The 11612-nt window shown below is 57.2% G+C and carries 13 protein-coding genes; 7 read left to right on the top strand and 6 right to left on the bottom strand.

All coding sequences use genetic code 11. The annotated features are described in order from the left end of the window. The first annotated feature begins 48 nt into the window (after positions 1–48). Complete coding sequence (locus J0F90_RS04575; RefSeq protein WP_016928940.1) at positions 49–429, top strand: winged helix-turn-helix transcriptional regulator; 381 nt, start codon at positions 49–51, stop codon at positions 427–429. On the opposite strand, the gene J0F90_RS04570 is transcribed toward J0F90_RS04575, so the two are convergent. Then, positions 426–1007, bottom strand: a complete 582-nt coding sequence (locus J0F90_RS04570; RefSeq protein WP_033641194.1) for a flavin reductase family protein — start codon at positions 1005–1007, stop codon at positions 426–428. The genes J0F90_RS04575 and J0F90_RS04570 overlap by 4 nt on opposite strands. A gap of 174 nt (positions 1008–1181) precedes the next feature. Between J0F90_RS04570 and J0F90_RS04565 the strand changes: the two genes are divergently transcribed. The 5 genes from J0F90_RS04565 to J0F90_RS04545 all read left to right on the top strand — a co-directional run bounded on the left by J0F90_RS04565 (position 1182) and on the right by J0F90_RS04545 (position 6810). Then, complete coding sequence (locus J0F90_RS04565) at positions 1182–2783, top strand: ABC transporter substrate-binding protein (RefSeq protein ID WP_016928942.1); 1602 nt, start codon at positions 1182–1184, stop codon at positions 2781–2783. Positions 2784–3052: 269 nt separating this feature from the next. Further along, a complete protein-coding gene (gene cybB / locus J0F90_RS04560) occupies positions 3053–3577 on the top strand; it encodes a cytochrome b561 (RefSeq protein ID WP_080286933.1) in 525 nt (174 codons plus the stop codon). A gap of 53 nt (positions 3578–3630) precedes the next feature. Beyond that, positions 3631–4917, top strand: a complete 1287-nt coding sequence (locus tag J0F90_RS04555) for a hypothetical protein (protein ID WP_033641197.1) — start codon at positions 3631–3633, stop codon at positions 4915–4917. Beyond that, positions 4914–6089, top strand: coding sequence for a hypothetical protein (locus J0F90_RS04550; protein ID WP_016928945.1), 1176 nt, complete (start codon positions 4914–4916; stop codon positions 6087–6089). Before J0F90_RS04555 ends, J0F90_RS04550 begins: the two co-directional genes overlap by 4 nt. A 16-nt stretch (positions 6090–6105) precedes the next feature. Beyond that, positions 6106–6810, top strand: a complete 705-nt coding sequence (locus J0F90_RS04545) for a hypothetical protein (protein WP_033641198.1) — start codon at positions 6106–6108, stop codon at positions 6808–6810. A 3-nt stretch (positions 6811–6813) separates the two neighbouring features. Here J0F90_RS04545 and J0F90_RS04540 read toward each other — a convergent pair whose 3' ends face one another. Then, positions 6814–7929: a hypothetical protein gene (locus J0F90_RS04540; RefSeq protein ID WP_227944630.1), complete on the bottom strand. Its 1116-nt coding sequence runs from the start codon at positions 7927–7929 to the stop codon at positions 6814–6816. Positions 7930–8414: 485 nt separating this feature from the next. Here J0F90_RS04540 and J0F90_RS04535 point away from each other — a divergent pair, with 485 nt between their 5' ends. Continuing rightward, the gene (locus J0F90_RS04535; RefSeq protein WP_033641199.1) at positions 8415–8945 is read left to right on the top strand and encodes a hypothetical protein; all 531 of its coding nucleotides are present in this window, start codon (positions 8415–8417) and stop codon (positions 8943–8945) included. A 50-nt stretch (positions 8946–8995) separates the two neighbouring features. On the opposite strand, the gene J0F90_RS04530 is transcribed toward J0F90_RS04535, so the two are convergent. From J0F90_RS04530 to J0F90_RS04515, 4 genes are all read right to left on the bottom strand, one after another. Further along, on the bottom strand, positions 8996–9214 hold the full coding sequence (locus tag J0F90_RS04530; protein ID WP_015376761.1) for a TM2 domain-containing protein: 219 nt from the start codon (positions 9212–9214) through the stop codon (positions 8996–8998). An 868-nt stretch (positions 9215–10082) separates the two neighbouring features. After that, the gene (locus J0F90_RS04525) at positions 10083–10223 is read right to left on the bottom strand and encodes a hypothetical protein (protein ID WP_154232127.1); all 141 of its coding nucleotides are present in this window, start codon (positions 10221–10223) and stop codon (positions 10083–10085) included. 70 nt (positions 10224–10293) lie between these two features. After that, on the bottom strand, positions 10294–10914 hold the full coding sequence (locus J0F90_RS04520) for a tyrosine-type DNA invertase (RefSeq protein ID WP_080286895.1): 621 nt from the start codon (positions 10912–10914) through the stop codon (positions 10294–10296). 323 nt (positions 10915–11237) lie between these two features. Then, the gene (locus J0F90_RS04515) at positions 11238–11606 is read right to left on the bottom strand and encodes a hypothetical protein (protein ID WP_126186564.1); all 369 of its coding nucleotides are present in this window, start codon (positions 11604–11606) and stop codon (positions 11238–11240) included. Positions 11607–11612: the final 6 nt, after the last annotated feature.

Raw genomic sequence — 11612 nt, 5'->3', positions numbered from 1 at the left:
GTGGCTTTATCGCCCCCTTGGCAATTACGCACCTGAAGGTAACCCCCAATGGCTTATCCCGGCGACGTCTATTCGAGCAAGTGTTCCGCGCGCGATGCGCTGGCGCTGATTTCCGGCAAGTGGGTGATGCTGATCCTGCCTGCGCTGGCGCAACGCCCGATGCGCAACGGCGAGCTGCTGCGCCGCATCGACGGCATTTCGCAGAAGGTGCTGACGCAAACGCTGCGCCAGCTGGAACGCAACGGGCTGCTCGAACGGCTGGATTTAAGTGAAAAGAATCAGGCGCATGTGGAATACCGGCTCAGCGCCGTCGCCCGCTCGCTGGTCGAGACGCTGACGGCGCTGGACCGATGGGCGGAATACCATTTCCCCGAGCTGGACGCCGCCCGCGAGCGCTATGATGCCGACCGCGGGCGCGAAGCCGATTAAAGCGGTTTGGCCCGCAGCGTCTCGCCGCTGCGCACGAAGTTGCCGGCCCCCAGATGATGAATGGTGTGCAGATCCGCATTGGCGGCGGTGAAGTTCCAGCGCCCTTGCTGGAACACCCGCTCGTCCGCCGCCGCGCTCAACACCTCGCCGAAGCAGGTGTCATATTTTTCCTGCGCGCCGCTTTCCGGCAATAAGCGGCACTCCAGCCACGCCACGCAACCCTGTTCGATCAGCGGCACCTGCAGCGTAGCGCTCGGCGCTGCGGCGATGTGAAAGCGGGCGAACTTGTCGTCATCCAGCCCGGACACGCTGCCGACCGCGTAGGTGGCGTCGATGAACATGGCCGCCGGCACGCAAATGCCGAATGCGCCGCTCTCCTCGATCATTTGCCGGCTGTGCGCCCCTTTGTCCACCACAATGGCGATGCGCGGCGGGCTGAACTCCACCGGCATCGACCAGGCGGCGGCCATCACGTTGCGTTTGGCGCCGTCGCGGCTGCGGCTGGTGATCAATACCGTCGGGCCGTGGTTCAGCAGGCGGCTGGCGTGTTCGAGGGCGACAGGACGAAAGTGGCTCATCGGGAAATCCTTGCGAGTGACTGTTTGCCCAGCAGTGTAGATCTGCGCCGTAAAGGCGAGCAACGCGGGGCGCACAGAATGCACCGATGAGACGCTTGTTCCCGATCTCGCCATCCGTTATCTATAGTTAGATCAATTCGCCGGTAACGGCCCACTCCACCTGAGGATCTTGCCTTGACGTTTTTAAAACACCCTATCGCCGGATTGGTGCTGGCCGGCTGCGGCCTGTTGTCGGCGGGCGGCGCGCTGGCCGCTTCCGATGCGCTGGTGTACTGCACCGTCGCCTCGCCGGAATCGTTCAACCCGCAGCTCTCCAGCTCCGGGCCGACCTTTATCGCCACCTCGCAGGTGCTGTACAACCGCTTGGTGACGCTGCGCGAAAGCGATAAAACCCCCGCCCCGTCGCTGGCCACCGAGTGGAGCGTCAGCCCGGACGGCAAGACCTACATCTTTACCCTGCGCCAGGGCGTGAAATTCAACAGCAACAAATACTTCACCCCAACGCGCGACTTCAACGCCGAAGACGTGGTGTTCACCGTGATGCGGCAGAAGGATCCCGCTAACCCGTATCACAAGGTCTCCGGCGGCAACTATGAATACTTCACCGACATGGGCCTGGATAAGCTGATCACCAAGGTGGAAGCGGTGGACGAGCATCACGTGCGCTTCACGCTGAGCCAGCCCAACGCCGCCTTCGTCGCCGACTGGGCGATGGATTTCGCCTCGATCCTGTCCGCCGAATACGCCGACGCGATGCTAAAAAAGGGCACGCCGGAATACGTCGACAACTGGCCGATCGGCACCGGGCCGTTTGCGCTGCAGCAGTACAAGCAGGATTCGCTGATCCGCTACACCGCCAACCCGCACTACTGGCAGGGCGAAGTGGCCAGCAAGCACCTGATCTTCTCGATTACGCCGGATCCGCAAACCCGGCTGGCCAAGCTGAAAACCAACGAATGCCAAATCATCCCCGCGCCGCTGCCGGAACAGTTCGCCGCCATCAAGGCCGACGGCAACCTGCAGCTGCACGACATTACCGGGCTGAACGTCGGCTATCTGGCGTTCAACACCCAGAAAAAACCGTTCGACAACCTGCTGGTGCGCCAGGCGCTGAGCTACGCGGTAGACAAGAAAGCGATCGTCGCCGCAGTGTTCAAAGACAGCGGCACGCCGGCCAATTCGCTGCTGCCGCCGGGCATGCTGGGCTACAACGACAAATTGCCGGAGTACGCCTACGATCCGCAGAAGGCGCGCGAGCTGCTGAAGCAGGCAGGGCTGGAACAGGGCTTTGAAACCGACATTTGGTCAATGCCGGTACAGCGTCCTTACAACCCGAACTCGAAACGCATCGCCGAGATGATCCAGAGCGACTGGGCGAAGGTGGGCGTGAAGGCCAAGATCGTCACCTGGGAGTGGGGCCAGTATCTGGCCGGGCTGCGCAAAGGCGAGCAACAGAGCGCGCTGTACGGCTGGGTATCGGACAATGGCGATCCGGACAACTTCGCCACCCTGCTCGGCTGCGCCGGCGTGCAGAGCGGCGCCAATGTGGCGCGCTGGTGCGATAAGGATTACGACCGGCTGATCCAGCAGGCGATCCAGGAGAACCAGCCACAGGCGCGCGCCAAGCTGTATCAACAGGCGCAGGTGATCTTCGCCAAACAGGCGCCGTGGCTGCCGCTGGCCACCGGCAAAGTGTTCTACGCCACCCGCAGCAACCTGAGCGGCTACGTGGTGGACGTGAACGGCAGCGATTTCGCCAAGGCCAAATTGAACTGATCTCAGGCGCCGCAGCGAGGGCTGCGGCGTAATCCGCTTCATCGCTTAATAAGCTGCCAGCCTCTGAACCTATCGTTTATTAGCTTCATAACTTGCGACGCTCACCTATCGCCAGGCGCATATCCCCCTAAACCAATAGCTTAATAAGTGAGTTGAACCTGGCGTTTTGCCTAAATTGCGCGCACGCGCTTTCCTCCGATGTAACATTTCGTTACCATCGGCGCACAGACCCTTTAACATCAAAAGGTAACCCGGTGCAGAACACCTACATGCCGTGGCAAATTCGCCTGCACTGGCTGGTGGCGATCCTGCTGGTCATCACCTGCGTCACCATCGAGCTGCGGGGCTTTGCCGAACCGGGCAGCGCCCCCTGGTTCGTGCTGGTTGTCACCCACTTCAGCTGCGGCGTAACGGTGTTTGCGCTGATGATCGCCCGCCTGTTCCTGCGCTGGCGCCGCCCCTCGCCCGCCATCGCGCCCAAACCGCCGAAGTGGCAAACCGGCCTGGCGCACCTGACGCACACCCTGATTTACCTGCTGCTGCTGACGCTGCCGGTGCTGGGGGTGTATTCGCGCTATCTGGGCGGCAAGGAGTGGTTTCTGTTCGGCCTGCCGATGCCGTTCGCCGACGTGGCCGATCGGCCGCAGGCGCGGACGATTATCGGCTGGCACAAAACGCTGGCGTCATTCGGCTACTGGCTGATCGGCCTGCATGCCACCGCCGCGCTGTTCCACCACTATATCGTCAAGGACAATGCGCTGGTGCGCATGCTGCCGCTGATGAAAAAGCGCTGACCAGCCGGCGCCAGGGAAGAATTTTCGGGCCACGCCCGCTGACAGGGAATGATATGCAAACCCAATTTTTTAATGTGACCGTCGAACAATGCGCCTGCCAGCAGACGGCGCCCGACAACCTGGTGAGGATCATCGCCTCCGGCCAGACATTCTTTTTTTACCGTGACGACTTCAGCGACAGCGAAAATCTGCTGGCCAGGCTCGCCGCCGGCGATCGGGTGAAGATCGGCGCCCACCGCCTGCAAGACGGCAGCTACTGGCTGCACTGGCTGCTGCACGGGACAAAAGGCCGGCTGGAGCCGGACAGAACGCTGAAATACAAGCTGAAATACTTCGCCCTGCTGCTGCTGGGCGCGGTGCTGGCCGGCGGTTTCCCGGCGGCCTTTTTCATCATGGACGGGGAAGATTCCTGGCTGACCATCGTCCTGTTCTTTATCGCCATCATCGCCGGCCTTATCGGCATCGGCATGGTGCTGTTCGTCGGTTCGGAGCTCCTGCTGATCGGGCACCGCGGCCGCAGGCGCCTGCTCCGGGCGCTGGATCGCGTGCTGCAGGGGCAAGACGTTACGCCGCCCGGCTCGCTCAGCCTGAAAATCCCCGGCATCAAATACCGGGCTGTCCGCGCAGACGCTGTGCCGGCAACCGCACCGCTGCAGACCGCGTCCCCCCTCCCGGACGGCGTCGAGACCTCTGGCATCGAGACGGTCAACGCCCTGAACTACGAACTCTGCCAATATGAGATCCCGCGGCAGGTGCAGTATTTGGATACGTATGCGTGGCGCCAGAAGGAGACGCACTTCGCGTTGACGACCCGCGCGCTCAATGTCCCCAATACCAAACTGCATCCGGTATTTCGTCGGCAACATCCGCTTTTCATCGCCAAAGGCGATCCGCTGCAGGTGCTGTATTGCGAGAACGACGTCATTCCCGAGTTGCCTAAAGTGCGTGGGATCATCAATCATCGCGATCGCCAAACCTATCTCATCGGCGGCAATCGCTACTTCACCGAAGCCGGTCTTAACCTGTGCGCGCGCGTTGTCTTCATTTTTGGGGCAATCGTGGCGTGTTTTGTGCTCGGCATGATGGTGGTGGATAACGCCGATACCCCGGCCGGCTTTCACCTGGATGCCTGGACCCTGAAGCGTCTCGGCAGCGAATTGCCGCCGATTATTCTGCTGCTGATGCTGATGGTCAGCGGCCTGGCGCTGTTGATCGAGGGGTTCGCCCAGATCTGCCGACTGTACTCTTTTGACCAGCACCGCACGTTTAAAACGTTTAAATACCTGCGAAATCTGCGCCGCAGGTTATGGCGGCAGGCTCAGGTGACGGAGCTGAAATGATGACGTTAGCGCTTTATAAAAGACCCCTTATTATCCTGACGCTGTTTTTGGCCAGCGCGCTGGGCGTCTATTTGCTCGCCCCTGAGCAACGCTATGCGCAGTGGCAATGGACTCAGGGCGACCAGGCGTTGCCGACGATAGCCCGTTACGATCTCATCCACAGCTACCCGGCGCAGGACGGCGCTCTGCTGCTCACCAGCAAAAGAAGTGAAGACCGCGCGTACAATAGCTTTTACGGCTGGGCGGCCAACTACCTCAGCCAGGTGCTGTTTGCCGGCCCAAAAGGGTTACAGATGCTGGGGGAACTCGACGACTTGATCCACGATGCGGTGTGCGGCGAACAGGAGTGCGTGCTTTTTCTCTCTGAGGGCCGCAGGCTGGTTGACGTGCAACGGGGCACCATCGGGGCGCTGATCCCCTGGCCGGAAGGCGACGACAACCGGCCTTCCTTTGTCGGCGGCAAACTGGTGGCGCAACCGGGAAAACGCGCGCTGTATCTCATCAGCACCGAAGGCGTATTCTACAGCCCGGACTTCGGCGCCCATTGGCGGCAGACGCTGGAGCTGCCGGCGCTGCTGGACGCACGACAACTGCTGGGCTTTGAGCGCGGCGAAGAGGACTCACCGACGGCTTACGCCTCCGGTAAGCGCAAATCCATGCCCGAGATTTTTACCGCCGTTGATGGCGATCGCGTGCATTTCTGGATGAACCCGGTGCTCGGCTCCGGCGCGTTACACATCGCCGTTAACGGTAAAACCGGCGAGGTGACTGAACTGCATTGGCTGCTGGTGCGCGTCAAGGAAAGCGCGCAGGCCCCGGACGGCGGCATCTACCTGATCGCACAAACGCTGGACAGGGGACTGTATCAGCTTCTGCGTTATCAATCCGACGGGCAGTTGAAGGTGCTGCTGGAGACCGGCGATAAATCGCTGTATCAGCTCTGGGCGGGCAACGATAAGCTGGTCGCCCAAACGGATAACGGCGATGCGCGTCTTTCGCTGATTTTCGATCTGCGCTCATCCGAAGTGCGCTACCGACAGCCGTTGGAGTACCGGTACAACGGGCGCGACGACACGCGCCAAACCGTGATCGAACCGGAAAGCCACTATGACGATGACGGGGAGACCCCGGCGCTGCCCTACTTCGTTCGCTATCGCTCCACCACGCCGTGAACATAAGGAACTTGCCATGCTGTTAGGTTATGGCGCCGGCGTCGCCGGCCTGCTGGCGCTGTTATTGGCCCTGCTGCTCGCCGGCATCCTGCTCGCCTGGTGGGGCTGGCGATACGCCGCCGCCCGCTGCGGCCGCCCGCGCCCGCCGCTTTCCTGGGGCGGCTATCTGTTGGCCTCGGCGCTGGCGATCTACCCGGTGGCGTTCGCGCTGATGCTGATCGACATTGCCCTTCAGGATCTCAAGAGCCAGCGGGCGGAAGAACGCTGGAATCGGCGCAGTTACCTGACGCTCGAGGCGACAAAACCGTTCGGTGAAATCACCCTGCCAAAAGGCAGCTGGGTAAACCGGCAGGAGCCGCGCCAGCCCGGCACCGAAGACAGCCCCATCACGATGAACGGCGTGACCGCCGTGCGTTTTCCTCAGCCGCAAAGCGTGGCCGGCGTGCCGATCATCGCCTTCGAGGTTTTACCGCCGGTGATGGAGCTGGCGAGCGCACACACCTTTATCCGCCCGAGCGGCCAAAGGGTGCACTGCGAAGCCGGTTGGCTGGTCTCTTTCTCTTTACCGCCGGATAAGCCGGCCCCGCAGTGGGAGGAGTGGCAGGCCGGCCTGCCTGCGGCGGCGTTTCGGCCCAGCGATTGGATCTTTAGGGAGTGCTTCTCCGGCAGCCCGATCGCGGTGCTGACCTTGCACAACGGCGAAGTCAGGGTGTTGCCTTAAGCCTTACGCCGTGGCGTTGGGCAAGCGCACGGTCACGCGGTTGTTGGCCGTTGGCAACTGCAGCGGCGTTTCCTGCCAACTCACCGCGATAACCAATACCGGCGGGGCCGGCACGCGCGGCTCACGCCCGTCGGGCCCCACGCTGTAAGCATCCCATTCAATCACAAAAACCCCGCCGTCTTGCGGCTCGACCCGCTCGACGAAAAAGGTGGTGTCCGAACCGCGCCCGCCCGCCGGTCTATGCGCGTAAGAGAGCAGGCTGAACCACTCGCCGGCGAAGTACAGATGGTACAGACCATCGACGATATGCTCGCCGTGGAACTGGCAGCCGCCGACGCTCAAGCCGTCACCCGACGGGGATCCCGCCACGCGTTCAAGATCGCGCACGAAGCGATCGGTCGGCCGGTTATCCAGCAACAGCTCATAAGGCGGCGTGTGCAGCAGCGCGGCAGGATCGTCCGCCTGGCGCAGATCCGCCGGCAACATCGAGCGCGCCGCCAGCATCCGGCCGTTGGGTAAGGCGATCTCCAGCCGATCCGCCGGATCCGCTACCCACTGCGGCACCCACAGACCGCGTACAAGGTGCAACGGCGTAACCTCCGCCTGCCGGCATTTCTCCCGCAGCCGCGCCAGCGCCTCGGCGGAGCCGGCGGCCAACGCGTCCTGCTCGCGATCGGTCAATGCCGGCAGCGCGTACATCATGCGGGCAGCAGGCTCGTAGACCGTCAGCCCCTCTCCCTCGCGGCCGCGGGTCGGGATCAGGCGCAGCTTGCCGTCGTCCACGTCCTGCGGCGCGGCACAGGCGCCATGCACAATCGCCCCGTCGCGCAGCAGCAGCGTCCAAAAGCTGGGGCCGCCCATGCCCAGTTCCCCCACGCCGCCAATCTGCCGATCGCTGTCGCCGGCGTGCGCCATTTCAATCGGCTGCGAATGCCAGTCGGTCTTGCGCCACTCTGCCGCCTCTTCGGGTTCTTGCCCGCTTTTAGCGGCGTACTTCGCCCATTGCAGCACGGCAAACAGCGCGATGCACAGCACACCCCAAACCGGGTGATCCTGCCAAATCAACACCCAACCGACGATCAAAAGCGCCCAGGCGGCCATGACGATATCCTTTTCCACGAGAAAACCGCCTGATTCTAGCGCAGGAAACGCAAGCGGTTGAAGCCTATACCATGAATAATTAGCCGTTAAATAGAAAGTTAATAATTTCAGCGTTATTTCTGTGACTATGAAGATTACATAAATAATGCTTCACTGCGTGATTTTAACGTAGAAAAGACAACTCCCTGTTTATCAATGCAATATTTATAACCCTGTTAAAAATAGAAAAATGAAAGTGAAAAAAACCGCAATAATTTGTGCATATTCTAAACATTGACTATGTTTATACGTACTCTTTATATGCAGGTAAACAGACTGAGAAACAAAAGATAAAGACTCTCAATATAATTAAAAAAACCTCGCGTACCGCGTGGGTGAAACGCTATTTATTATAAAAATTCCGAGGCTATTTTATCTCCACGGAACGGGTCACTTTGCGTTTTATCAGGCCAATAGGCTACACACCGCAATTAATATCATTATTAGCTTTCTGGAGATCGACAATGAAAATCGTTACGGGCATTATCCTTACCTCTGTGGCCGCCTTCAGCGGCGCGGCTTACGCGGCCGATGCGCAACCTACCACCGGCAACGCAGAAGTGACGCTGGAACACGTGCACGCCGTGATGGAAAACGGCAGCCCGGCGCCGCAGCATGACGCCGCCTGCAAAAAAGAACTTTCCATGCCGGAATCGAAATATATGGGCATGAAGGTTAAAACCGATTACACCATCAACAGCAGCACCATGATGATGTCGGCCAAATCGATGTTCCCATCGCCGGATTCCATGAAGCCCATGGAACTGACGGTCGATCTCTCCGCGCTGGGCCTGGCGGATGTGTATGCCTTCGGCGCCTTTAAACCGGCCGCATTGCCGCAGGCCTATATTTATTTCACCATCGACAAGGATTTTAAAAATCCGGTCAGCACCTTTATGATCATTAACCAAGGCAAGCAATATAACTGCGTAATTTCCAGCTCGAATAAAATGATGAGTGAAGAAATGCGCGGCAAGATGATGAAGAAACAATAACGGAATGAAAAACGGCGCTTCCCTTAGCAGGAAGCGCCGCCAGCAAAGCCTTAAATCAGACCAGGATTGTATTTCTGGTTGAACTTCTCTTCCGACTGGAACAGATAAATAATGCCTTCGATAAAGCCGACAATCGCCGGGATCCCCGTCCAGCAGAACAGCAGGTAGAACAGCCCCCACCACTTCATCCCCAGGTAAAACTTGTGAATGCCCAGCCCACCCAGGAAGATGGCCAGCAGGGCCGCCGCGAGCTTGTCTTTTCTGCTCATAGTGCACTTCTCCTTACTTCTCACCGAACCACCGGCATGTCCAAAAAACGGATGCCGCCCCGCAGAGCGCCGCATCGCAATGCTTGAGGTGAAAACATTCATCCATCAAGACTCAACAGGGGTAATTATAACAGTGATTAATTAAACGGTTGTTTAACCGGCGAAAGGGTAAGCACATGGAGTCTGGAGAGGGAGTGGTGCCGATAATAGGAATAAAACTACACCACAAAAATATTGATAATATTAGATAAAATAAAAACAAAAATAAAAATTACACACATAGATATACACACTTACTCGAACTAATAGCTCATTGAAACAAACGACTAAAAATCGTACTCACCCGTTATTATCTAAACCGATTTCCTGAAAAAAAAGATTTTAGGTAAAACTATGCACCCTCTACACCAAACATTTTTATTTATTTAAATCAATATGATAAGTGATTAATACTCCTGTAGTCACCATTCACTGCCCTACACCTTTCGATGCAGGGCCATTGTCTCTTGCGAAAAAAAAGTCTGAATCAACACGCAAGCCGACCATGCCAACAGACTCTCCTCATGTACAGACCTGCATTCAGTCCTCCCCCAATCCTGCGGCTGTTCCTCGAATAAATCGGCGACGCATATCCTGCAGAGAGCCCTCTTTCTTTCCACCCAACAAATGAACCGGCATCATCCTGACCGGCTTTCCGTCAACATTTGGCGCTGAAAGTATCTGCATATAACGCTTGCGCGCCCCTCTTGCTCCCCGCTCATACCATTGCCAACTTTTCACCACGTCAGGGCACGCCCGGCGCAAGTAAGACATCACATTTCCTGCACTGTCGAGATTTATTCCAAACGTTTTCGCCACATCATGACGACTAAAAGGCTTTCCCAGACGCCAGCAGCGCCACCCGCTGATAAAGAGGAGTGTGCTCACTCCCCCGCATCACGATAACGCCCGCTTCGCCCAATGGTGGTGATGCCTCCTGAACACAAGGGGCTTCCTGTTTCTTTTTCATTCCTGCCTCCCCTCCTGTTCATCAAGAAGCCTCGCACCCGTTTAACAATACCTTAAACAAGCTGTTTCGATTAATTGGTGTTATGGAGCACATTGCGGGGCAACGATTCCTGTAATGGCGACATCAGCGGTAACCCCGCATCTTTCAACCAAACGTGATTAAAGCGTGCGGCATTCGCCGCCGTATACAGCACGGTATGTCGAATATTGCGATGCCCAAGGTAATCCTGTATCAACCGCGTATCATTCCCCCGCTCTGCGAGATTATATCCACAGGCGTGCCTGAGCATATGAGGATGAACTGGAAGCGATAAATTGGCACGTTCACCATAACGCCGCAGTAACTGGTAAAACCCTTGCCGTGACAATCGATTGCCCCTACGCGACAAAAATAACCAGGGCTGGCATTGCCCCGTCAACGCCTGTCGTTCAGCAAGCCACACCTGCAAGGCCGCATTCTCCTCCGGCAGCAAGGGATGACTGGTACTCATCCCGCCTTTGAGTCTGGCGATATAAATCTTCCTGGACAACGGGTCGTAATCCGCCAGTCGTAAAGCCGTCAACTCACTGACCCTGAGGCCGTGCAAAAACGCCATGCTTGTCATACAATAATCACGAACAGAAACCATATTCATAGAAATAGTCTTAAGTAGCCTTGTTATTTCTTCCCCAGTTAGATATTTGCGCTTCATCACACCCTCACCATTTAGGAGTAGTCTTATATCGGTTCGGTATTGAAGGTAGCAGCAACGCCTGACTTGAAAAGGGATTTTGTTTTATTTGATATAATTAAGACAATAATATCAACAATTTCAGTCACAGCACTATAATGCACCATGATAAATCAATCCACTTATAGAAACACAGGCAGCCCCTGCCAGTCACAAAAACTCGCACTCCACAACTAATGAATAGTTACACCTGCTTATTTATTAAGCGCCATTAATGCCTGGCGACACCAAGCCAATTTTAAAAAGACAAAAACCTCCACCGCTAACTTCACAACACAGCAACGCTAATTATCCACTTCGCCTACTATAATAATATCGCCCGAACATCTCTCGCTATAGCGAATAAGTACTTCCTCTCCGGCCTTAAATGCGTTCACATAATAGGGCGATACAATGACATCCTTCAGAACATAATACCCCACCCTATCTACCGTATAAGTCAGTTGTAATTTCACCGACACCTTCCCCACCACAACCTGTCTCTTATGTGGCGTAGCATTCACAATCAGCGCACGGGTTTCCTTTCCATGCTTCATAATGACCCGATTTTTTCGGGCCGCTCGGCAAGCGTTCCAAATCCCCACCATGACCAGCAGCAATAGCGCCAGGATAAGGGCCACATTTGACCAGAACGCAACATTGACCATACCCACACCATT

This window comes from Serratia marcescens subsp. marcescens ATCC 13880, from assembly GCF_017299535.1.
Taxonomy (GTDB): Bacteria; Pseudomonadota; Gammaproteobacteria; order Enterobacterales; family Enterobacteriaceae; genus Serratia; species Serratia marcescens.
The sequence above is the reverse complement of the archived record's forward strand: the minus strand, read 5'-3'. Positions and strand labels throughout refer to the sequence as shown.

Coding starts and splice junctions, on each gene's coding strand:
- J0F90_RS04550 (WP_016928945.1), top strand. CDS start 4,914: ATGATGACGTTAGCGCTTTATAAAAGACCCCTTATTATCCTGACGCTG.
- J0F90_RS04570 (WP_033641194.1), bottom strand. CDS start 1,007: ATGAGCCACTTTCGTCCTGTCGCCCTCGAACACGCCAGCCGCCTGCTG.
- J0F90_RS04535 (WP_033641199.1), top strand. CDS start 8,415: ATGAAAATCGTTACGGGCATTATCCTTACCTCTGTGGCCGCCTTCAGC.
- J0F90_RS04545 (WP_033641198.1), top strand. CDS start 6,106: ATGCTGTTAGGTTATGGCGCCGGCGTCGCCGGCCTGCTGGCGCTGTTA.
- J0F90_RS04530 (WP_015376761.1), bottom strand. CDS start 9,214: ATGAGCAGAAAAGACAAGCTCGCGGCGGCCCTGCTGGCCATCTTCCTG.
- J0F90_RS04525 (WP_154232127.1), bottom strand. CDS start 10,223: ATGAAAAAGAAACAGGAAGCCCCTTGTGTTCAGGAGGCATCACCACCA.
- J0F90_RS04520 (WP_080286895.1), bottom strand. CDS start 10,914: ATGAAGCGCAAATATCTAACTGGGGAAGAAATAACAAGGCTACTTAAG.
- J0F90_RS04555 (WP_033641197.1), top strand. CDS start 3,631: ATGCAAACCCAATTTTTTAATGTGACCGTCGAACAATGCGCCTGCCAG.
- J0F90_RS04575 (WP_016928940.1), top strand. CDS start 49: ATGGCTTATCCCGGCGACGTCTATTCGAGCAAGTGTTCCGCGCGCGAT.
- cybB (WP_080286933.1), top strand. CDS start 3,053: ATGCCGTGGCAAATTCGCCTGCACTGGCTGGTGGCGATCCTGCTGGTC.